The organism is Rhodococcus sp. USK10 (assembly GCF_019378875.1).
GTDB classification, from domain to species: domain Bacteria; phylum Actinomycetota; class Actinomycetes; order Mycobacteriales; family Mycobacteriaceae; genus Rhodococcus_F; species Rhodococcus_F pseudokoreensis.
Map to the genome: position 1 here is coordinate 3,765,488 of NZ_CP076048.1, position 20,556 is coordinate 3,786,043.

General features: G+C 66.1%; 21 protein-coding genes. 7 read left to right on the plus strand and 14 right to left on the minus strand.

Annotated elements, in window-relative coordinates; all coding sequences use genetic code 11:
* The first annotated feature begins 118 nt into the window (after positions 1–118).
* A complete protein-coding gene (locus I1A62_RS24270; protein WP_219461389.1) occupies positions 119–835 on the plus strand; it encodes a 2,3-bisphosphoglycerate-dependent phosphoglycerate mutase in 717 nt (238 codons plus the stop codon).
* Here the strand turns inward: I1A62_RS24270 and I1A62_RS24275 are convergent.
* The 10 genes from I1A62_RS24275 to I1A62_RS24320 all read right to left on the minus strand — a co-directional run bounded on the left by I1A62_RS24275 (position 832) and on the right by I1A62_RS24320 (position 11,346).
* The gene (locus I1A62_RS24275; RefSeq protein ID WP_219460443.1) at positions 832–1,578 is read right to left on the minus strand and encodes an alpha/beta fold hydrolase; all 747 of its coding nucleotides are present in this window, start codon (positions 1,576–1,578) and stop codon (positions 832–834) included. The genes I1A62_RS24270 and I1A62_RS24275 overlap by 4 nt on opposite strands.
* A gap of 87 nt (positions 1,579–1,665) precedes the next feature.
* Complete coding sequence (locus I1A62_RS24280; protein WP_257890905.1) at positions 1,666–2,364, minus strand: IclR family transcriptional regulator; 699 nt, start codon at positions 2,362–2,364, stop codon at positions 1,666–1,668.
* A 117-nt stretch (positions 2,365–2,481) separates the two neighbouring features.
* Positions 2,482–3,231, minus strand: coding sequence for an enoyl-CoA hydratase/isomerase family protein (locus I1A62_RS24285; RefSeq protein WP_219460447.1), 750 nt, complete (start codon positions 3,229–3,231; stop codon positions 2,482–2,484).
* A complete protein-coding gene (locus I1A62_RS24290) occupies positions 3,228–4,814 on the minus strand; it encodes a class I adenylate-forming enzyme family protein (RefSeq protein WP_219460450.1) in 1,587 nt (528 codons plus the stop codon). The genes I1A62_RS24285 and I1A62_RS24290 overlap by 4 nt, the downstream gene beginning before the upstream one ends.
* Complete coding sequence (locus I1A62_RS24295; protein WP_219460453.1) at positions 4,811–5,992, minus strand: MaoC family dehydratase N-terminal domain-containing protein; 1,182 nt, start codon at positions 5,990–5,992, stop codon at positions 4,811–4,813. Before I1A62_RS24295 ends, I1A62_RS24290 begins: the two co-directional genes overlap by 4 nt.
* Before the next feature lie 59 nt (positions 5,993–6,051).
* The gene (locus I1A62_RS24300) at positions 6,052–7,539 is read right to left on the minus strand and encodes an aldehyde dehydrogenase (RefSeq protein WP_219460456.1); all 1,488 of its coding nucleotides are present in this window, start codon (positions 7,537–7,539) and stop codon (positions 6,052–6,054) included.
* A 213-nt stretch (positions 7,540–7,752) separates the two neighbouring features.
* Positions 7,753–8,916, minus strand: a complete 1,164-nt coding sequence (locus I1A62_RS24305) for an iron-containing alcohol dehydrogenase family protein (protein WP_219460459.1) — start codon at positions 8,914–8,916, stop codon at positions 7,753–7,755.
* 133 nt (positions 8,917–9,049) lie between these two features.
* Positions 9,050–10,486 (minus strand): MFS transporter, encoded by a 1,437-nt coding sequence (locus I1A62_RS24310; protein ID WP_218271591.1) that lies wholly within the window; start codon positions 10,484–10,486, stop codon positions 9,050–9,052.
* Positions 10,483–10,932 carry a MarR family winged helix-turn-helix transcriptional regulator gene (locus tag I1A62_RS24315; protein WP_218271661.1) on the minus strand — a complete coding sequence of 150 codons (450 nt, stop codon included), beginning with the start codon at positions 10,930–10,932 and terminating at the stop codon, positions 10,483–10,485. The genes I1A62_RS24310 and I1A62_RS24315 overlap by 4 nt, the downstream gene beginning before the upstream one ends.
* A gap of 252 nt (positions 10,933–11,184) precedes the next feature.
* Entirely contained in the window at positions 11,185–11,346 is a 162-nt protein-coding gene (locus tag I1A62_RS24320) for a hypothetical protein (protein WP_219460462.1), read from the minus strand.
* 694 nt (positions 11,347–12,040) lie between these two features.
* Here I1A62_RS24320 and I1A62_RS24325 point away from each other — a divergent pair.
* A complete protein-coding gene (locus tag I1A62_RS24325) occupies positions 12,041–13,018 on the plus strand; it encodes an MBL fold metallo-hydrolase (RefSeq protein WP_219460466.1) in 978 nt (325 codons plus the stop codon).
* A 72-nt stretch (positions 13,019–13,090) separates the two neighbouring features.
* On the opposite strand, the gene I1A62_RS24330 is transcribed toward I1A62_RS24325, so the two are convergent.
* The 4 genes from I1A62_RS24330 to I1A62_RS24345 all read right to left on the minus strand — a co-directional run bounded on the left by I1A62_RS24330 (position 13,091) and on the right by I1A62_RS24345 (position 17,064).
* Positions 13,091–14,104, minus strand: a complete 1,014-nt coding sequence (locus I1A62_RS24330; RefSeq protein ID WP_219460467.1) for a hemolysin family protein — start codon at positions 14,102–14,104, stop codon at positions 13,091–13,093.
* Positions 14,097–15,464 (minus strand): hemolysin family protein, encoded by a 1,368-nt coding sequence (locus I1A62_RS24335; RefSeq protein WP_219461391.1) that lies wholly within the window; start codon positions 15,462–15,464, stop codon positions 14,097–14,099. Before I1A62_RS24335 ends, I1A62_RS24330 begins: the two co-directional genes overlap by 8 nt.
* Before the next feature lie 168 nt (positions 15,465–15,632).
* Entirely contained in the window at positions 15,633–16,607 is a 975-nt protein-coding gene (locus tag I1A62_RS24340) for a histone-like nucleoid-structuring protein Lsr2 (protein WP_124391463.1), read from the minus strand.
* 16 nt (positions 16,608–16,623) lie between these two features.
* The gene (locus I1A62_RS24345) at positions 16,624–17,064 is read right to left on the minus strand and encodes an Lrp/AsnC family transcriptional regulator (RefSeq protein WP_005254660.1); all 441 of its coding nucleotides are present in this window, start codon (positions 17,062–17,064) and stop codon (positions 16,624–16,626) included.
* Between the two features lie 77 nt (positions 17,065–17,141).
* Between I1A62_RS24345 and I1A62_RS24350 the strand changes: the two genes are divergently transcribed.
* The 5 genes from I1A62_RS24350 (at position 17,142) to I1A62_RS24370 (ending at position 20,346) form a co-directional block, all read left to right on the plus strand.
* The gene (locus I1A62_RS24350; protein WP_124391464.1) at positions 17,142–17,885 is read left to right on the plus strand and encodes an AzlC family ABC transporter permease; all 744 of its coding nucleotides are present in this window, start codon (positions 17,142–17,144) and stop codon (positions 17,883–17,885) included.
* On the plus strand, positions 17,878–18,207 hold the full coding sequence (locus tag I1A62_RS24355; protein ID WP_124391465.1) for a branched-chain amino acid transporter permease: 330 nt from the start codon (positions 17,878–17,880) through the stop codon (positions 18,205–18,207). Before I1A62_RS24350 ends, I1A62_RS24355 begins: the two co-directional genes overlap by 8 nt.
* A gap of 88 nt (positions 18,208–18,295) precedes the next feature.
* Complete coding sequence (locus tag I1A62_RS24360; RefSeq protein WP_124391466.1) at positions 18,296–18,541, plus strand: hypothetical protein; 246 nt, start codon at positions 18,296–18,298, stop codon at positions 18,539–18,541.
* Between the two features lie 237 nt (positions 18,542–18,778).
* Positions 18,779–19,072 (plus strand): putative quinol monooxygenase, encoded by a 294-nt coding sequence (locus tag I1A62_RS24365; protein ID WP_124391467.1) that lies wholly within the window; start codon positions 18,779–18,781, stop codon positions 19,070–19,072.
* A 56-nt stretch (positions 19,073–19,128) separates the two neighbouring features.
* The gene (locus I1A62_RS24370) at positions 19,129–20,346 is read left to right on the plus strand and encodes an NAD(P)/FAD-dependent oxidoreductase (RefSeq protein WP_219460470.1); all 1,218 of its coding nucleotides are present in this window, start codon (positions 19,129–19,131) and stop codon (positions 20,344–20,346) included.
* Positions 20,347–20,556: the final 210 nt, after the last annotated feature.

Here is a 20,556-nt window from a genome sequence, read left to right on the forward strand (position 1 = left end):
GACAGCAGGCTGCCTCCGGCCCCTCTACGGGGACCGGAGGCAGTCCGGCGTCAACGGCGATGAGCACGCTGCAAAAGGAAAGCTGACGATGAATCTAGATTCCGGGAAGCACAGCACCATGGGTGGGCGACGCCACCTGATCCTCTTACGGCACGGGGAAAGCGCATGGAACGCCGCTGATCGCTTTGCCGGTTGGGTCGACGTCCCACTGACCGACGTGGGGCGGGCGGAAGCACACCGGTCCGGTGAGCTGATCCGTCGGGCGGGCGTGCTTCCGCATGTTGTGCACACGTCGCTGCTGCGGCGTGCTGTTGCGACCGCCGACGTTGCGCTCAATGCTGCCGAACGTCACTGGATTCCCGCCCATCGCAGTTGGCGGCTCAACGAGCGGCACTACGGCGATCTCCAGGGGCGAACTCGGGACGCTGTCCGCGCTCAGGTCGGCGAGGCGACCTTCACAGTGTGGCGGCGCTCGTATCACATTGCGCCACCGGCGATTCGCGCAGACAGCGCCTTCTCGCAGGAAGGCGATCCCCGCTATCGCGCGTTGGGCGTCGACGTCCCCCCGGCGGAGTCACTGCAGGACGTGCAGAACCGACTACTTCCCTACTGGGCGACGGCAATCGTCCCCGATCTGGTGCAGGGTCGAACAGCACTGGTCGTCTCCCACGGGAACGCCCTGCGTGCGCTGATCATGCATCTCGACCGCCTGACCGCCGACGATATCGGCGCAGTGAGCATTCCGACCGGAATCCCGATTCGATACGACTTGGACGACGCTCTGCGCCCGGTCGTTCCCGGGGGTGTCGTCCTGGAACCCACCTGCGCGTATTAGGCGAGGCCACGCGCTTCGAACAGGAGCTCCACCACGGCCTTGGGGTCGGTGACCATCGCGTTGTGCGAGGTCTGCAGTACCCGGTAGTGGAAGCGCGGATCGGTTGCGCTTCGCTGTCTGGCTCGCTCGAGCAGGTGGGGTTCGAGTGATGAGGGGACGCACTCGACGAACATCCCGGGGTGGCGCCAGAGCCGGTCGGTGGCGCCGATCCGATCCTGATAGGTCTTCAGTGGCTGGGCGGTCATTCGACTGTTCGCCCACGCGACGTCGTCCGGATCTGTCACCCCGTATCGACTCGCGTCGGCCGGGGGGATGTACCACGAATCTCCGTGCTGATCGGCAAGAGCGATCATCGCCGCGGCCCGCGATTCACCGTTCAGGTCGAAGACCGACTCCCCGTCGCGGGGCACGAGTGCGTCGAGCAGGACGACGGTCTTCACACGGTCGGAGATGACCTCCATTGCACCGCTGACCACCATGCCGCCGTAGCTGTGACCGACGAGCACAGCGTCTCGGATGTCTTCGTAGGTGAAGGTCGCGACAAGATCCTGGATGTGGGTGTCGAGGCCGATCTGCGGGCTCAGAAGATGGGATCGGTCGCCGAGCCCGGTCAGCGTCGGTGTGTAGACCTCGTGTCCATCCTGACGGAGAAGCGTGGCGACACGTCGCCAACACCACCCGCCGTGGCGACCGCCGTGGAGCAGTACGAAGGGTGTCGATTCCTGTGAAGCGGCCGCTTCCATCGCAGCTTCCCTTTCTCGAGTCACTACTGCACAAGTGTGATGTGCGCACAGCGGTGCCACTGCCGCACGAGCTCTGGGAGTCAGCGCTCAGCGCGGGAAACCGATCCGCTGCTGCCATCCGTCGACGTGGTCGAGCAGCAGTTTCCTCAGTTCCTGCTCGCGTGGCAGCATGTCGGCGCTCGCACCGACCAGGGTCACTTCGGCAACCGGTTTCCCGGCCTTGTTCCGAACCACGGTGGCCAGCGCGAACCGAGTACCGGCGTGGAGAGTATTCCGAGCGATGCGGGTGCGCTTGATCTCGTCATACTCGCTGAGAAAGGTATCGACGAGCGCCGCTTCGTCGCCCCCGCACCGACGGAGGTAGGCGTCCATCTGGCTCGCTGGTTGGTCGGCCAGCAGCGCCTTGCCGCCGGCGGTCTCGAGCAGCCGACGGCGGATGTTCTTGCGGGCACCGAACCCGGCGAGGAGATCCGCGCCGATCTCGGAAACATAGATCAGGTTGTCGCCGGCCTGAACGCCGAGGAACACCGTCACACCAGTCGCCTCGTGCAGCGATTGAAGATCGGCGTCGGTGACCGATCCGGCACGAAGGTGTCCACTTGCCAGCGTCAGCCCGTGCAAGGCCGGACCGATGTAGAACCGGTTGTTGTCCTGGTGGAGCCATCCGGCAGCGACCAGTCCACGAATGAAACCGTGTACCGAGCTCTTCGGAGCGTCCAGCGCGCGGGACAGCTCCGCGAAGGTCATCCCCGGGTTGTAGACAACCTCCTCGAGGATGCGCGTCACTCGGTCGATCGTCCGGTGGTTCTGTGGACCTCGCTCCACCTGGTCGCTCGAAGAATCGCTCACGGTCACAATTTAACCCCATTCATTCGTGGTATCCGGCCGCTGCAGCCTTTCATCTCAGGCGCCGACGAATACCGGGGGACGCTTGGCGATCGAGGCCGCAATGCCCTCGTGTAGATCAGTGGTTGCCAGCAGCATTGTCTGCGCGGTGGCTTCCTCGTCCAGGGCTGCCGTTACCTGGGCGGCGAGGGAGCGTCGCATCGTGGACCTGATGGCTGCCAGGGACAGCGGTGAGGACTCCGCGATCTCGGCTGCCCACTCGATCGCGGCCTCGCGGGGATCACCAGCGCTGACTCGATCGCACAGCCCGATCGCCAGCGCCTCGTCCGCACCGACGTTGCGGCCGGTGTACAGCAGGTCCAGCGCCTTCTGCTGGCCGACGACCGCGGGGAGGGTGACGGACAGCCCGAAGCCATGATGGAAGCCGAGTCTCGCGAAGTTAGCCGTCAGCCTGGCGTCCGCACCTGCGACGCGGAAGTCCGCGGCCAACGCGAGACCGAGCCCGCCTCCGACCGCTGCGCCCTGGACCGCCGCGACGATGGGCTTTCGGGTGGTGAACAGCGACGCCGCTGCGCGGTAGACCCGACGAAGGATGTGTTGGTCCACTCCCCGGAGATCAGCGCCCGCACAAAAGTTCCGTCCCTGCGAGCAGAGGACGATCGCACGAACGTCGGCGACGGAGTCGAAGTGCACGAGTGCCGCACCGATGTCGCACAGACTTGCCTCGTCGAAGAAGTTGTGTGGTCCTCGCTGTACTTCGACGATGCCGACCCGTCCCTGGGTGTGGGTTGCAACCACGCCGGTCATCGGACCTCCTCGAGGAGCTGTCGTGCGGCGGCAACGACCGCCTTCTTGTCGATCTTGCCTGCGTGGTTGACCGGGAAGGGCTCGCGGTGCGGGACCCAGCGGCTCGGGATCGCGAAGGATGCGATCCGGCCACGCAGTTGTCCGGCCAGGGTGTCCGGATCGACGTTGTGGGTGAGAACGACCGCCGCCATGACCTCCTCGTCCAGATCCGGGTGGGGCATCCCGAACACGACGGCGTCTGCCACGTCCGGCAAGGCCGTCAGAGCCGCTTCGACTGCTGCGGGGGCGATGTTCTCACCGCCGCGGATGATCATCTCCTTCGACCGTCCGGTGATGAACAGGTACCCGTCGTCGTCGAGGCGTCCCAGGTCGCCGGTGTGCAGCCAGCCGTCGGAGTCGATCGGCGCTTCGTTCTCTCCCAGGTACCCGAGCATCTGGGTCGGGCTTCGCAGGAGGATTTCCCCGTCCGTGAACTCGGTGGCCGGGGCGATCATGATTTCGACGCACGGAAGGGCCCGTCCGGTGGTTCCGGGGCGTTCGACGGTGTCGGCTCCCGAGGCCGCGACGCCTTGTCCGCCGTTCTCGGTGAGCCCGTAGCCGGTGGCGATCCGCGGCTCCACACCGGAGAGCCCGGTGCGGATGCGTTCGACGAACTCCGGGGTCATCGGGGCGCCGCCGACGGTCAATGACCTCAGTGTGGTCAGGTTGCGGGTCCGAACGTCCGGGTGCTCGAGGACACGGGAGACCATGGTCGGCACCGCGCTCCACCGTTGGACGCGCCACTGCTCGATCAGTCGCATCGCCTCGACGGGATCGAACCGGCCTGCCGGCATCACCAGCGTGTCCCCGACGCAGATCGCCCGCAGGAGGGTCTGCACTCCGCCGACATGGAACATGGGCCCGGTGTGCAGGGCGGGCTGGCCGGTCGATTCGTCGACCTGATGCGGCAACCTGCGGGTGATGTGCAGAAGCATCTGCAGGCCGGCAAGCAGCGACCGGTGGGACAGGACGGCGGCCTTGGGGCGGCCCGAGGTTCCCGACGTGAAGATGATCGTCGCCGGGGCGTTCTCGTCGATGTCATCGACAGTCGCTTCGAGCTGTGTCTCCGAGTCGGTCTCGGACTGCGGATCCCAGGGGAGCAACTCCCATTGGGAGGCCACCCGGTCGACGACCCGGTCGTCGGCGATCACCAATGCGGGCGCCACCGTGTCCAGCGAGTCGGCGAGTTCCTTCTCACTCCACCAGGCGTTGGCCAGAACCGCGACGCCGCCGGCGGAGACGGTCGCCCAGAAGTTCACGATCCATTCCGGGCTGTTCCATCCGAGAATCACCACGCGATCACCGGTGGTGACCCCGCGTGCTCGCAGTTCAGAGGCGCGTGCCCGAACTGCCCGATGGAACTGGGCGAAGGTCATCACGCGTTCGCCCTGGACGATGTGGGCACGTTCGCTCCAGCGGTCCGCGAAAGGCAACAGTGACCCGAGATTGCGCGGGCGATCGGCGTACATGCGGAATTCTCGGCCGTGGACGACGACGGGGACGATCGACGTTCCCCAGACCGTGGTGGTGGGCTCTGGGGTCACTGCGCGGTCTCCTCTGCATCGGTCGCGCGGTGCGGCAGGCGGATGACGGCGGAGCCGGGCATCACGGACTGATCGCGCTGATTGGTTGCCCAGGTCTCGACGCGGACGACGTGGTCGCCGGCGTCGTCGATGAGCTTGTCGGTGATCCGGCCGCCGAGACGGACGACATCGGACAGGTAGACGTGGGAGCGGTACTGACCGTGGATCGACTTCAGGAATCCGTCGTCTCCCATCCAGTTCGTCAGTTGGTGGATCTGCCAGGAGGTGCGCTGGATTCCGACGTCGTAGGCGACCTGGGCGCCCTGCAGGCGGGCCGCGTAGTCGTTGTAGTGCACGGAGTAGACGGGCTCGAGCGCGCTGGTCGACGGGTCGCGGAACGCCCACTTGGGGTGCTTCTTGTAGCGGCGCAGCGCGACACCGTGGGCGGCGATGCGCGGGATCGGTGCGGCACCTGCGGCGACGAACGCGATCTCGTCGGTCAGTCCGATCGGACCCTTGGTGATCACGTCGAGGTCGTCACCGATCTGTACGTCGTCCCAGTAGCGCGGTTCGGCGCCACGCGGCGCCTCGGCGAGGATGTCCGATTCGATCCGTTCGAGTTCGGCCTCGGTCCAGGGGTGGGGAAGTTCGACCTTGCGGGACTCACGCTTCGCTTGCATTTCGGTGCGCTCGAACCGCATCCGCGAGCAGATGAATGTTGCGGCGAGCTCGTCGTTCTGGTTGCGGTATTCCTGCCGCAAGTAATCCTTGATCCGTCGGCCGGCGAAGTTACTTGCGTCGGTCGGGCCGTCGAACCCGTCGAAAACCACCTTCGCGGTGATCTTGTCGTCGACGCGGATCGGTTCGTGGAAGTTGATGGTGGTCTCGCAGTGGAATCCGCCGAGGCCGGGCCATCCGACCTGCACCGAACCCAGGCAGGCGAAGATGAACGACGGCGGAGCGATGATTCCCTTGTGCACTGTGGTCGACGCATACTCCTCGTCGGTCCACAGCGGGTTGTCGTCGCCGATGCCTTCGCAGAAGCGCAGGATGGCCAATCGTGTTGCGTACTCGTTGTTCACTGCCGAGGCGGTGCGCAGTTCGGTGCCGATCAGTGCGCGCATGTTGTCGAGCATCTCGTCGGTGAACTTTGCCTGCGCGAGTTCGCGCCCGATCTGAGGGTCCTGTGTCTGGGTCATAATTCTCCTTGTGGATGTATGAGCTTGCGGTGAGGTGGCTGCAGCCTTGTCCGGCTGGGTCAGCTCAGGGTTGAGACGACCGACTTCGTCTCGAGGTAGTTCTCCATCGCCTCCGGGCCGCTCTCGCGACCCCATCCCGACTGGCGGTAGCCGCCGGCAGGCATGTGCACGCCGCCGGCGCGATGCACGTTGATGCCCACGCGCCCGGCGCGCAGTCGCCGCGCGATCGCGTGGCCGACTGCGCCGTCGCGTGTCCACACGCTCGAAGCCAGCCCGAACGAGCTGTCGTTCGCGAGGGCGACGGCCTCGTCGACATCGGAGAAGGGCATCACCCCGAGGACAGGTCCGAAGATCTCCTCGCGCATGACCGCCATGGTCTGGTCGACGTCGGCCAGGACGGTGGGCTCGAAGAAGTAGCCCTTGTCACCGATCCGGTTGCCGCCCGACACCACGCGGGCGCCGGCCTCGCGGCCGCCGTCGACGTACGCTGTGACGCGTTCGAGTTGCTTGCGGGAGATCAAAGGACCGAGATCGACGTCGGGGTCCGCTCCGTAGCCGATGCGCAGTCGACGGCCTTCTTCCGCGACACCTTCGACGACCTGGTCGTAGACCGCCTCGTGTACGAACAGTCGCGTGCCCGCGGCGCAGACCTGACCGGTGTTCCAGAACACCGCTCCTGCCACTCCGGGAATCGCGGCCGCGAGATCGGCGTCCGGCATGACGATGACCGGTGACTTGCCGCCGAGTTCGAGGGACAGTTTCTTGATGTTGCCGGCACCGGCGTTGATGATCGAGCGTCCGACTTCGGTCGAGCCGGTGAATGCCACGGCATCGACGTCGTCGTGCTCGGCCAGCGCGGCTCCGACGGTCGAGCCGGGGCCGGTGACGATGTTGACCACACCCGCAGGAACTCCGGCTGCGAAGAGGATCTGTCCCAGCCACAGCGCGGTGAGTGGTGTTTCGGCGGCGGGCTTGAGGACGCAGGTGCATCCGGCGGCGAGGGCGGGGGCGAGCTTCTTCGATGCCGAGATCAACGGGGCGTTCCAGGGCACGATCATCGCCACCACGCCGACCGGCTCTCGTAGCGTGTAACCCTGGATGCGGCGTTCGGCGGGGCCGAGGTCGGCGGTGCGACCGTGGATCTTGTCTGCCCATCCTGCGTAGTACTGGAACTGCGCGGCGGCTTCGAGCACCATGGCGCGGGCCTGGGGAACGGGGATTCCCATGTCCTGGCTCTCGAGCTTGGCCAGTTCGTCGGCCGAGGACTTGATCAGCTCGGACGCCCGCCACAGGATTGCACCCCGCTGTTGCGCCGGCAGCTTCATCCACCGCTCTTCGTCGAAGGCGCGGCGGGCGGCCGCAACCGCGACCTCGGCATCCTTTTCCGAACCGAGTGCGACCTCCGCGATCTTCTCCCCCGTTCCCGGGTCGTAGGTAGGAAACGTCTGCCCCGAGATCGCGGAGAGCCAACTCCCGTCGATGAGCATCGGTGCGGGCCCGTTATCTGCTTGCAGGGGAAAAGACCAGCTCTGCGGCTGTGTCGTCATGAACGTCTCTCCTTGTGAATGGACGGCCGGTTCTGTAGTGCAGACCGGCTGGACGTGACGGTGTTCTCGTGTCGGTGGCACTCGCCGGCCCGGGGTCAGCAGAATACGATAGTTCGTATATTAGAACTCTTGGTTGTATTTGGGAACACCTGACGGCAAAGAAGTACCCGAACCGGCAACACGCCGGCGGCGCGCGTCGGCCTCGGCCCGTTGCTACCAGGCCTGATCGAGAATGCTGCGCAGCCCGTCGCGATCGGCCGGACGCGGGACCGCGGTGAGGGCCCAGTCGTGCAGGGTGTGGTCGACGATGTCCGGCAGGTCCGTCTGCTCGATGCCGACGTCACGAAGTCGAAGCGGAATTCGCGCCGAGGTCAACACATCTTCGACGGCAGCGATGGCATCGGCCGGCGCATCGGCTCCCGGCGCACCCAGTAGGCGTGCGATCCGGGCCAGGGCCTCGTCGGTCGTGCCGAGATTGAAACGCATCGTGTGCGGCAGCAGAAGGGCTTCGACGACGCCATTGCCCACCGTCGATCGGGGGCCGACCGCATGCGAAAGCGCTTGCGCCAAGCCCGTTCCGGCATGGTCACTGCCTTGCCCCGCGAGGAGCGCGCCGAACATCAACTGGACGGCGGCCTCGGCGTCGGGCCGGTCGCCGAGCCGGCTCAGCCAGGTCGTCAACACGGTCAGCGCGTGGCTCAGCAACGCTTCGGCCAGCGGGTCTCCGCCCGTGGATTGCATCCCGTCGACTGCCATCGCGAGGGCGTTGAGCGAGGACGAACGTATCAGCGACGCCGGCGCGGTCAGGGCAACCACCGGATCGAAGACGACCCCCGCCGCCCGCGCCTTCGGGTCGAACAGCGCCAGCCTCTCGCCTGTCGCGGGATCCCGTACCGCGGCGCCGGCCTTGGCGTAGGCGGTCGTCGGCGTGGACGGGACGACCCACATCGGAACCTTCGGGGCAGTCAGGCGCGGACTGATCATCCGGCCGTCGTCCGCGCGTCGGGTGCACAAGTCGCGGGCATCTCCGTTCTCACCCGCGAGAATCACCGCGGCCCGCGCGGTGACGACCGCGGAACCGCCGCCCAGCGCCACCACCGCAGTCGCGCTGGAGTCGATCAGCACATCACGCGCCTTCTCCACAGAGGGCAACGGGCTGTGCTCGCGCACTTCACTGAAACGCGCCACCAACCGATCTCCGATTGCCGATTCCACGCGACGAAGCGCCTCGTCGTGAGCCAGCATCGAGGCGCCACAGACGAGCATCACGCGATGCGGACTGGGACGGTCGAGTTCTTTCGACAGCAGGTCGAGGGCATTCTCACCCGAGTAGGTGCGGAACGCTGGGGTTGCGTGCCGCACGGTCAACACGGTCATGGGGCGCCTTCCAGGGTCGGTGAATTCTTGACGTCTTCTCCGACCCGAGCGTAGCCGCGTTGTTCTTATATAGGAACCCTAGGCCGTATATGCAATCATTTTCATGAAACTGCGACAGCGGAGAAGGAAGGAGCTATCCCGAGCGTGGTTCGGAATCGACCCTCTCGTCCTCGACCTTCGGACCCATATGGCGCGAGAGCGCGACCCCGACCACCAGCACGAACGCGGTGGCGGCAATGAACCAGCCCATTCGATGCAGTCCGGCATCGTCGATCTCGTGACCGGCAGTCACCTGAAGCACCACCACCGAGAGGTTGGCTCCGATGAACGCCATCGTGCGGAACATGCCGATTGCAGTGCCGACTTCCTCGACCGTAGTCACCGAGTTGACCAGGCTCTGATTGCCGATGTTGTTGAATCCGTTGGGAATGCCGAGCACCGCGGCGACAAGCAGCAGGACCGGTATCGGCGCTGTGGAACGCTCGACGGAGGCAATCAGGACGCCCCCGATCATCAGAGCGATTGTGCCGACGAGCAGCGTCGCCCGAGCCCCCGTCCTTCGGTAGACACGTGACCCGACGATCGTGGAGAAGACGCTGACCCCCGCGACCGGCAGCATCGTCATGCCGGCCTCGATCGCACTCATCCCCCGCACATACTGCAGCCATTGGGGTATGCCGAAGAAAATGCAGTAGAAGCACGTGTAGGTGACGAGTGTACGACCGAGAGTATTGCTGAGCGCACGGTTGCGCACCAGAGCACGAACATCGAAAAAGGGGTCGGACGCACGCCACTCCCACCAGACGAACAGGGCGAGGCCGCTTCCGGCCACAGGTAGCAACCACCACGCGGGACTGTCGCGAAGCGAGACGAGTAGCAACATCAGCGAAGTGATCGCGACGAGGAACATCCCGATTCCGGCCACATCGAGCGCACGGAGCGCTTCGCGGACCGACGCCGAACGCCCGCCTGCGTACCCGACGTCCGCATGCATTACTGCGATGGCACTGAGCAGCACGACCGGAAGGTTTACCCACAGAATGGACTGCCATCCGAATGTTCCCACGAGCAAGCCGCCGATCGTGGGCCCGAGAGCGGCGACGGACTGGCCACACACCACCAACGTGGTGAGCGCGGTGCGCGACTGCCGCCCGTAACGCTCCGCATAGCTGCGGATCATCGTCATCGCATTGGGCATGTGCGCCGAAATACCGCAGCCAAGAAGCACATACGCTGCGATCAACCATCTCACGTCGGGGGCCAGCATTCCCACGATCGACCCGGCAGCAGCCAGAACCAGGCCACCGACGAATACGCGTCGCGCTCCGAAGAGTGCACCCATGCGCCCTGCCGTGGGCGCACCCACCGCGGTGGTGATGTACATCGCCGAAATGACCCAGGAAACTCCCGAGTTCGATCCGAATTGCGCGGCGATGCCGACGATGGCAACGGCGATCATCGACGAGTTCAGCGGCTGCAGAACACTACCGGTCGCCAGTGCCCCACTCACACGGAATGGGATCGCCCGGCCTTCCGATGCAGGCGGGGTTCGACTACCGACAGCCGTCACGACTGCGACTCCGGCGTCCGGGCCGAGCCGGGCGCCTCCGAGAGTCGAGCCAACAGGCCGCCCGCGAGGAACAGTAATTCCCGTTCGACCTCGGTACATCGCTCCTCGATTGCGGCCGCGAGCCACTCCCTGCGCCTGGCCCGATCCGCCGCAAGGGTGCCGGCACCCGTTTCGGTAATCGAAATAAGCTGCGAACGAGCGTCTCTGGGATCGACGGAACGAGTGACCATCCCCGTGCCCTCCAGCGAGCAGACCGTGCGAGCAATGGTCTGCGGCGCCACCTGCTCGAGGTCGGCAAGTGCGCGCGCGCTCAACGGCCCCGACCGATCCAGATGAGACAGGGCCTGCATCTGCGTCGGCGACATCAGGTGCCCTGAGCTCTTGCTTCGAATCCTGCGGCTGAATGCGACGACGTTCTCCCTCAACCGATCGACACGTTCATCCATCAGCTTCACCCACTAATTAGTCAGCCTTGCTGCGTTAATCCGGAAGAAGTATCCGACTCTTCCACGCTAGATGCATGAAGGATACACAGCATTGATGACTAATTTGAGTGGATGTAACTAAATCGACAAAAGCCACGTGAAGGCCCGATCCGTGGTCAACCCATCATTGGACGCGCAAACGAACGCGGCTGCCAGTGTCTGCCAGTACGTGTACTGACAGTTCCTCCCTCACGTCCAGGCTGCGATCTACCGTCACGACAGGGTGAAGATGCCCCATGACAGCAACGGGCCGATGATCACCATCGAAAGGCCCCACAGTGCGAGCCTGCGAAACAGCGCCGCGCGCTCGTCCGGCCTGGCCGAGAGCGCGCCCGATGGCAAAGGCGATGGGCCGGTGGGAGTCGGCGCGCGCATGTCTGCCTGATCGAACGGAACATCACGGTCACCGGAAGATCGGCGCGGTATGCCACGCGTTCCGAGCGAATGACCAGTGAGACGTTCTATCGCTGTAAACTTCACGGCGAGAGGGACACCCGAATCGAGATGTAGTAATTTCTCTGACACATCCGGTGACGGGATCAAAGGGTGGTAATGGAATACGGTCTCAACGAGAACGTCGGCTCGACCCCGCAACCCTTCCCAATGCCACCTTCCACAAGTCGCGGTCCGAGTACGAATACTGGACAGGCCGGCGTTCTCGTGGCCGGTCGAGTCCCAGGAGGTCACATTCTTCGAGTCACTATGCCGCGAGGAACGATTGGAGCTTGTCGACGAGAGCGGTGAGATCTGCGCCGGTAAAGCGCGCATCACTCGCTACGCCGGGCATACCCCAGGTCAGGTCGTTACCGACATCGATATCGACCGCAAGAAGGTGGCGCGAACGGCTGGAGGTCGATGTGATCCCCGGCCACGACCCGGCAATGAACACCGGATACGCGAGGTCGACAAGGACTGCTTTGACCGAACCAGCCCACTAACGTTGGGTTTCACGCCGATCGAGCCAGGCGTCCGCGCCACCGAGTAGAGAGACACACGTGATCACAGTCGTTCGCCAGGAGGCTGCTGGGTTCTCTTGCCTGAGTAGCACCCACTCGAATAACCGCCGAGCATGTCGATGAAGCCCGGTCTGCACCGCCTCGAACTCCCCCTCGCCGGCCACAGCATCGATCACGTCAACGTCTACCTGCTCGAAGCAGGTGGACGCCTACTGATCATCGACTGCGGCTGGTCCACGCCGGAGGCTCGCGCACACCTCGAACAGTTCGTTGCTCATCTGGGCTATCGTCTCGATGACATCGACACACTTCTCCTGACACACTTGCATGCTGATCACGCCGGTCTCGCGGGGTGGATGCAGAGTTGGGGAGTGTCGGTGGGATTACATCCGGCGGATGCAGTGCAACTCGAGGACCGTTTCCATCTGCCGCAGCCTCACCATGACGAAACCGCGGCGTGGCTGGCGTGGGCAGGCGTGCCCGAATCGCTCTGGCACCGAGCGCAGCAACAAGTGTCGGAGCAGGCAGCGCTCTTCTGGCCAGGCGTCCCCGACATCAGCCTGCGTGAAGGATCGGTCATTCGCCACGGCCCGTTCCACCTGACCGTCATACATACCCCTGGCCACACGCCCGGCAGCGTCAGCTTCTACGAGTCCTCGACCCGGTCGCTGTTCAGCGGAGATACGCTGTTCTCGAGATCGACCTACAGCCCGACCTTGCGTCCCGGCTCCTCCGAAGACCCCATGTCCGAGTACCTGAACTCGCTGCAGCGTCTTCGCAACTTCGATGTCGAATGGGTTCTGCCAGGGCACCATTCGCCGTTCACCGGACTCGCAACGCGAATCGACACAGTCGCGTCGCACCATAGGTCGCGGGCAGATCACATTGCTCGCGCGATACCGAGTGAGGGAGCGACGGTCTGGGAGGTGGCAGCTGGTCTGCCACGCAGACGCGACTGGAGCTCCCTCCCCGTAGCCGCGCAGCTGTCGGCCACAGGAGAGGCAGGTGCTCACCTCACCCGACTGAGCCGAAACGACCTCCTCGAAGAACGGACCGGGCCCCCCACCATCTGGCTCCCCGGCGGGCCCTGACGTGAGTCGGCGGGGAATTCCACGAGGCACCGCTCCCGCGGTCCCAGCACCGGCTGCGGTATGCGAAACGGGTCAGGCGGGCGCCCCCGCCGCCGGACGCAGGCGCGCGAGGACGTCCGTCAACGTGACGACACCGATCAGCTGCCCGTCGTCGGTGACGATCGCGAGATGGCTGCGGGTCTCGCGCATCGTGTGCAATGCCTCGTACACGGCGGCGTCCGCGTCGAGGGTCAGCACGGGACGCATCAGGTCGGCGGCCGTCACAGTGGAGCCTGCCCGCAGACTGTCCCGCGCATGCACCACGCCCCTGATCCCGTCGTCGTCGCGCACGAGCAGCCGGAGGTGGCCGCTTCGGTCCGCAGCCGCCTTGATCGCCGCCGCGGTCGCGTCCGGGGCGACGCTGCTCGGGGAGGTGTTCGGCCGCACCACGTCCCGCACGGTGAGCGACTGAAGTTCCAGGGCGCTGGTCAGCTGGCCGTGGTACCGCTCGTCGAGCGTGCCGACGGTCGCGGAGTGCTCGACAAGGTGACGCAGCGCGTCGGGATCCTGGCCCGCCCCGACCTGGTCGACCGGTTCCACACCAAACAGTCGCAGGCACCGGTTCGCCATCCGGTTCAGCACCAGCAGCAGTGGGCGGGTGGCCCACATGAACCCGCGCATCGGGATCGCCAGCAGGGTCGCCGATTTCTCCGGGTGCGCGATCGCCCACGACTTCGGTGCCATCTCGCCGACGACGAGGTGCAGGAACGTCACGATGATCAGGGCGAGGACGAATCCGAGGACGTCCGCCAGCCACAGCGGGGCACCCCACCCTGCGAACGCCGGGGTCAGCCAGTGATGCACGGCCGGCTTGGTGACGGCACCGAGCGCGAGGGTGCACACGGTGATGCCCAGCTGGGATCCGGCCAGCAACACCGACAGCTCGGACGCGCTGCGCAGGGCGGACCGGGCGGCACGACTGGTGGGGGCGGCGTCCTCGAGGCGGTGGCGGCGGGCAGCGATCAGTGCGAACTCGATCGCCACGAAGAACGCGCTGGCCGCGATCAACCCGACGGTGACCACCACGACGACCCAGGGATTACTCATCGGTCGTCTCGCTTTCCAGGACGCGGAGCCTCACGAACAGCGAGGACGGAACGTGCTTGTCGACCGCCCGCACCTCGGCGTCGAGGCTGCGGACGGGTGGGTCGGCGTCGGCGATCAGGTCGGCCGGATCCGGGTTCAATCGAATCGCGACGACATCCCCGACGACGGGGAGACCACCGAACTCCGCGATGACGGCGCCGGCGAGCGTCTCGAAGTCACCGGACGGGAGGTCGTGTCCGAGGACGCGCTCCACCTCGTCGATGTGCAGGTCGCCGGGCATCGTCCAGCCCTCGGACTCGGAGCCCGTCACGGACGCGTCGCCGTCGGGATCGTGTTCGTCGGCGATCTCACCGACGAGTTCCTCCGCGAGATCCTCGATCGTGATCACGCCGGCGAAACCGCCGTACTCGTCGACGACGAGGGCCATCTCGTCCCGGGCGGCCGTCAGCTGTTCCAGCACGTCGGGCAGCGGCAGCGACGTCGGCACGACGACGGCCGCGCGGGTCCGGGACGCGGCCGCCCCGTCGGGCTGTTCGCCGAGCAGGTCGTGGAGGTGGATGACGCCGCGCAGGTCGTCGGAGGAGGTCCCGACGACGGGGTAGCGGGTGTGTCCGGCGCCCATCTTCCCGAGCACGCTGCTCAGGGGTTCGTCGGCCCGGACGGTGTCGACGTGGGCGCGGGGAATCATGGCGTGCCCGGCAGTGCGGGTGGGGAAGTCGAGGATCCGGTCGAGCAGGGTCGACAGTTCCCGCGGCAGCTCACCGGCGTCGCGGGACTCGGCGACGATGTGCTCGAGGTCCCGTGCGGTCGCCGAGTGTTCGACGTCGTGGACCGGCTCGATCCTCAGCGCACGCAGCAGCAGGTTCGACGACTGGTCGAACAACCAGATCAGCCAGCCGAACAGCTTCAGGTAGACGGTGGTCGACAGCGCGAACCATCGGGCCACCGGTTCGGGACGGGCGATCGCCAGGTTCTTCGGGAACAGCTCACCGAACAGCATCTGAACGAAGGTGGAGAACAGGACGGCGAGGACGGCACCGACACCGACACCGACCGCGGTCGGGATGCCGACACCGCCGAGGAGCTCACCAAGGCCGCGCCCGATCAGGGGTTCGGCGACATAACCGACGAGCAGACCGGTGACCGTGATACCCAACTGGGCGCCGGACAACATGAACGACGTGCGGCGAGTGACGCCCAGCGCGCGTGCGGCGCCCGCGTCTCCCGCCTCGGCCCTGGCCTTGAGCCGCGAACGGTCGACCGACATGTACGCGAATTCCTGCGCGACGAAATAGCCGGTCAGGGCGGTGATCAGTAATACGACGACGACGCCGAAGCCGATGCTCAGGACGGTCACCATGGCGTCACCCGCGTCCTGCATCCGGGACTGCGGTGATCACTCTGGGGCGGGCTGGGTCTTCGGGGGCGCGAAGCGCTGGTCATGGCTCTCTCTGCAATAGGAGTACGAGCCACCCATAGTAAAGGACTCTTTACCTTTTGGCGCGCGGGGTGCGCAGCATCACCGATATCAATCGGCGTGAGCCGCCGAGAACGCCCGCATCACCGCCGCCGGGATCCGGCCCTTCTCCGAGACCTCGATACCCTGAGTCCGAGCCCAGGCGCGGACGACCGCGGGGCGCTGCACGTCGACTTTCGCGGGCGCCACGGGCGGCGCCGTCGCGAACGTCGTTTCGAGTTCGCTGGTCGCCCGGGCCGATTCCCACTCGTGCAGGCAGGCACCGAGCCAGCGATACGTCCACTCCTGCCCCAGTTGCCGTGTCTCGCAGAACGTCACCGGCAGCGCCGGGAACCGGGCCTGCAATTCGGCCAGCGCCTCGGCGACCCTGGCGCCGCTGACGTGTTCGAGCTTGAACAGTCGGCTGTACCGGTCCTCGACCACCACGGCGGCCCGAGGCAGCGCGCTCAACTCGGCCGCCGCGTAGGTCATCCGCCCGGACAGCAGGCTCGCCGCAAGATCCTCGAGCGTCTTACGCTCCACCACCGCCACGAGCTCGTCGCCGATCTCGACCGCGTAGTCTCCCGCCGACAGCCGTCGCCGGACCGTGGTCGCCTGCTGCTTCCCGAACGTGTACGGATACTTTTCGGCGGTGTCGACGACGATGTCGAGCACCCGGCCGTGGGCCCGCGCCGTCGGCACCGTGACCGCGGGCCTCGCCTGCTTCGCGGTGCGCGGCGACTGCCAGAAGATCATCTCCCGGCCCCGCGCACGAGTCATGACCAGTTGGGAGCGGTTCTCCCGGGCACGGGTGAGCACCAGGTCGATCGCGGGACCCCGCCGGGTGCACGAACGAACCTCGAGCCGCTCGAGGATCTCGGCGTCGGCAGGCCACTCGTCGGCCCGGTGGCAGTAGACCTTGGATTCGCGAGGCCAGGGCTGCTTCGCCTTGACGACGATGCCGCCCGGTCCGAGCGGAACCCGCACCAGATAGGGAAGCGTCGAACCGGCTTCCGGATTCCGCGCGATCAGCAGGTCGTCGGGCATACCGCCAGAATAAAGGTCAGTCGGCGCTCTTGATGGTCTTCATCGTGATCAGCGACGTCACCCGCGACACGGCCGGGAGTCCGCTGAGCTTGGTGGCCATGAAGTTCTCGTACGTCGCGAGGTCGCGGACCGCGACCCGGATGAAGTAGTCGGGGATCCCGAACAGCCGCCGGCATTCGATCACCTCATCGAACGCGGCGACCCGGGACTCGAACTGCTCGATGGTCGCCTGGTCGTTCACCCCGATCTCGGCGGTGACGATCACCTGGAAGCCCCGATCCAGCGCCTCCTGGCTGACGATTGCGCGATAGCCGGTGATGACGCCGTCCGCCTCGAGTTTCTTGACCCTGCGCAGGCACGGGGAGGGAGTCAGACCCACGAGATCCGCCAATTCGGTGTTGGTCAGACTGGAGTCGTTGCGCAGGTGGTCGAGAATTGCGTGATCGATGTCATCCATCGCACTATTATTGCGCACGAGGCCGATTATGGGCATTCGCTCGCAATCGCGCACCGGGATAGTTGCTATAGATTTGCGTGGTGATCGATCCAGCCCCCTTTTCCACGACCGCAGTCGTCGACCCCGACCACCGGCACACCCCGGAATGGCGTCGGGCCCTGCAGGCGTCCCTCCCCGTCGGGATCGGGTTGGTTCCGCTGGGGATCGCCCTCGGGGTGCTCGTGGTCCAGCAGGGACTCAACCCCTGGTGGGCGCTGGTCTTCACCTCGCTGATCTACGCCGGTTCCCTCGAATTCATCGCGGTCGGCATGGTCGCCACCCTGACGCCACTCCCCTACATCGCGCTGACCGCGCTGCTGGTGAACTTCCGGCACGTGTTCTACGCCTTGAGTTTTCCCCTCGACAGGGTCAAGGGCCGGCTCGCCCGGTTCTACAGCATGTTCGCGCTGACCGACGAGGCGTACGCCATGTCGGTCACCGGCGACCGGAGGTCGATGACCGGTCGGGTCATGGTGTACTCGCAGCTGTATCTCCACGCGTACTGGATCGGCGGGGCGATCCTCGGAGCGACTGCAGCGCAGTGGATCCCGGAGGACATCGTCGGACTCGACTTCGCGCTGACCGCACTGTTCGTCGTGCTGTCCATCGAGGCGATCCGGGCCCAGAGCGGTTTCGCGGTTCCCACGATCGCCGTGGCGTGCGCCCTGACGGCGCGACTCGTCGACGCCGAACACATGCTGCCGATCGCGATGGGCGCATTCGTGAGCCTGCTCGTCGTCCGATACTTCTTAACGCGCAGAAAGGTGCCTGCCGATGCCTGACCCCGGTTACATCCTCGCGGCCGTCGCGATCATGGCGGTGGTCACGTTCGCACTGCGGGCGGTCCCGTTCGCGATCGTCATGCCGTTGCGGTCGTCCGCGCTCGTCGGCTACCTGGGTGTCTACATGCCCGCCGGGATCATGCTGATCCTGGTGGCGTACTCGCTGAAGAACGTCTCCGTCACCGCCCCGTCGCACGGGATCCCCGAATTGATCGCGGTGGGGGCCACGGCCGCGGTACACCTGTGGCGTAAGAACGCGGTGCTCTCGATCGTCGTCGGGACCGGGCTGTACGTCGTCCTGATGAACTGGGCATTCGCCTGAGCCCGGCGCGCCTTACGTTCTACGATGCAACCACACGGGTAGGCAGGAACCACAAGACAGTCGGCCGTTTCTCGGGAAGGACGCACTGATGAGTGAACAAGATGCCGGTTCGGTGACGGGTCTACGGGACAAGGACTACAACCTGATCTGGTTCGTCGAGGCCTCACTGAGCAACGCGCTGCGTCTCGAGGGCTACATCTCCGACGCCGACATGGACGGCGACGCCGAGTTGGCCGACTTCTTCCGCCGCGCCCAGGCCGTCAGCCGGAAGGGCGGCGATCTGGGCAAGGCGATGCTCGCCGCCCGCCTCGGGAAGGACAAGAAGGAAAAGTAACGTCCACTGCGCAACGAAAACCGCCGGCACCCGGAGGTGCCGGCGGCTTCTGCGACGGTGCCGTCATATCGCCTCTCGGCAAGTGGTCGCTCTCGGCGACAATTTTAATGTGGTACCCGGGGTATGTCCGACACCGTCGACGGGTTCAACAGTACCGTCCTCAGAGATATTCCGCGCCCCCGGAACCACCCCGATCACGGACCAAGCGTCCGACTGTCCCGAACCGGGAGCGAAGCCATGGTCATCGTCGCAGGGCACATCACCGTCGAACCGGAACAGCGCGAGTCCTACCTCGCGGGCTGCGTCAGCGTCGTCGAACAGGCGCGCGGCGCGGCCGGCTGCCTCGACTTCGCCATCTCCGCCGACCTGATCGACCCCGGCCGCATCAATATCTTCGAGCGCTGGGAGACGCAGGCGGCGGTCGATGCCTTCCGCAGCAGCGGCCCCAGCGACGAGCAGGGCGAGGCGATGCTCACGGCGTCGGTAGCCGAGTACGACGTCGCCGACGAGCGGGCGTTGTTCGGCGAATGATCGCGCATGATCGCGATCCGGCAGTCGTCGCGGCGTAGACCTGGCACGATGGCGGGGTGACCGATTCCGATCGCGTCCTCGTCCTCGGCTCGGGGTTCGCCGGTTTGTGGGCCGCGCTGGGGGCAGCGCGGCGGCTCGACGAACTCGGCGCCGCGGGCACCGTCGACGTCACCGTCATCAGCGCGAAGCCGTTCCACGACATCCGGGTCCGCAACTACGAAGCGGACCTGAGCGCGTGCCGCATCCCACTGGGCGACCTGCTCGACCCGGTCGGCGTCGGGCACATCACCGCAGAGGTGACGGCGATCGACACCGCAGCACGCACCGTCACCGTCTCGGGCGACGGAGCAGCAGGCACGCAGCGGTACGACCGCCTGGTCCTGGCGCTGGGCAGTCGGGTGGCGAAGCCCGACATCCCCGGACTGCGGGAATTCGGCTTCGACGTGGACACGTACGACGGCGCGATGAAGCTGCAACGCCACCTGGCCACACTGTCCAACGGCCGAGCGGGCGTGGGCGCGGCGACCGCGGTGGTGGTCGGCGCCGGACTCACCGGCATCGAAACGGCGTCCGAGTTGCCCGCAATGCTCGCGAAGGCCTGCCACGCCGAACCGCGGGTGGTGCTGATCGACCACAATCCCCGCGTCGGTTCCGACATGGGGGACTCGGCGCGACCGGTGATCGAAGCGGGTCTGTCCGAGAACGGCGTCGAGACGATGACCGGTGTCGGCGTCGCAGCCGTCGACGAGCACGGGGTGACGCTCTCCTCCGGTGAGGTGCTGGCCGCGGGGACCGTCGTCTGGTGTGCGGGCATGCGGGCGAACCCGCTGACCGCACAATTCGATGCCGAGCGCGACCGGCTCGGCCGCCTGCCGGTCGACGACTATCTGCGCGTGATCGGCTCGCCCGGCGTGTTCGCCGCCGGTGACGTCGCCGCGGCGCGGGTGGACGAGGGCCACCTGTCGGTGATGTCGTGCCAGCACGGGCGCCCGATGGGCCGCTACGCGGGCTACAACGTCGTCAGCGATCCGCTCGGGGAGCCGATGCTTCCCCTCCGGATCCCCTGGTACGCAACAATTCTCGATCTCGGACCGGCCGGTGCGGTGTACACCGAGGGGTGGGATCGCCAGGTGGTGACGCGCGGCGCGCAGGCCAAAGCCACCAAGGTCACCATCAACACCCAACGCATCTATCCCCCGCTGAACCGCGACCGCGACGCGCTGCTGGCCGCCGCCGCGCCGGTGCTGCAGGCACGACCCGACCCCGGACAGTGACCATCCGGGCCTTTTGAGGACATTCTGCGCCGATCGACCTGGTCACTTCCCGACCAGCAGCTTTTACTGCGTGGTGCCGCGCTACGCCCAGGTTGAGCCATATAGGTCTTGCGTTGATGCCATCTTGGTGCCATAGTGGTGCCATGCACTTGATCTCGTACATGAGACACCGCGACCGCACCGCCTGCTGAGCCGGTCGAGGATGCGGCC

Bases quoted from the DNA above. Each gene is read 5' to 3' on its own strand.
- I1A62_RS24270 (WP_219461389.1), top strand. From the start codon at position 119: ATGGGTGGGCGACGCCACCTGATCCTCTTACGGCACGGGGAAAGCGCA.
- I1A62_RS24275 (WP_219460443.1), bottom strand. From the start codon at position 1,578: ATGGAAGCGGCCGCTTCACAGGAATCGACACCCTTCGTACTGCTCCAC.
- I1A62_RS24285 (WP_219460447.1), bottom strand. From the start codon at position 3,231: ATGACCGGCGTGGTTGCAACCCACACCCAGGGACGGGTCGGCATCGTC.
- I1A62_RS24295 (WP_219460453.1), bottom strand. From the start codon at position 5,992: ATGACCCAGACACAGGACCCTCAGATCGGGCGCGAACTCGCGCAGGCA.
- I1A62_RS24300 (WP_219460456.1), bottom strand. From the start codon at position 7,539: ATGACGACACAGCCGCAGAGCTGGTCTTTTCCCCTGCAAGCAGATAAC.
- I1A62_RS24305 (WP_219460459.1), bottom strand. From the start codon at position 8,916: ATGACCGTGTTGACCGTGCGGCACGCAACCCCAGCGTTCCGCACCTAC.
- I1A62_RS24315 (WP_218271661.1), bottom strand. From the start codon at position 10,932: ATGGATGAACGTGTCGATCGGTTGAGGGAGAACGTCGTCGCATTCAGC.
- I1A62_RS24320 (WP_219460462.1), bottom strand. From the start codon at position 11,346: ATGCGCGCGCCGACTCCCACCGGCCCATCGCCTTTGCCATCGGGCGCG.
- I1A62_RS24325 (WP_219460466.1), top strand. From the start codon at position 12,041: ATGTCGATGAAGCCCGGTCTGCACCGCCTCGAACTCCCCCTCGCCGGC.
- I1A62_RS24330 (WP_219460467.1), bottom strand. From the start codon at position 14,104: ATGAGTAATCCCTGGGTCGTCGTGGTGGTCACCGTCGGGTTGATCGCG.
- I1A62_RS24335 (WP_219461391.1), bottom strand. From the start codon at position 15,464: ATGGTGACCGTCCTGAGCATCGGCTTCGGCGTCGTCGTCGTATTACTG.
- I1A62_RS24340 (WP_124391463.1), bottom strand. From the start codon at position 16,607: ATGCCCGACGACCTGCTGATCGCGCGGAATCCGGAAGCCGGTTCGACG.
- I1A62_RS24345 (WP_005254660.1), bottom strand. From the start codon at position 17,064: ATGGATGACATCGATCACGCAATTCTCGACCACCTGCGCAACGACTCC.
- I1A62_RS24355 (WP_124391465.1), top strand. From the start codon at position 17,878: ATGCCTGACCCCGGTTACATCCTCGCGGCCGTCGCGATCATGGCGGTG.
- I1A62_RS24360 (WP_124391466.1), top strand. From the start codon at position 18,296: ATGAGTGAACAAGATGCCGGTTCGGTGACGGGTCTACGGGACAAGGAC.
- I1A62_RS24365 (WP_124391467.1), top strand. From the start codon at position 18,779: ATGGTCATCGTCGCAGGGCACATCACCGTCGAACCGGAACAGCGCGAG.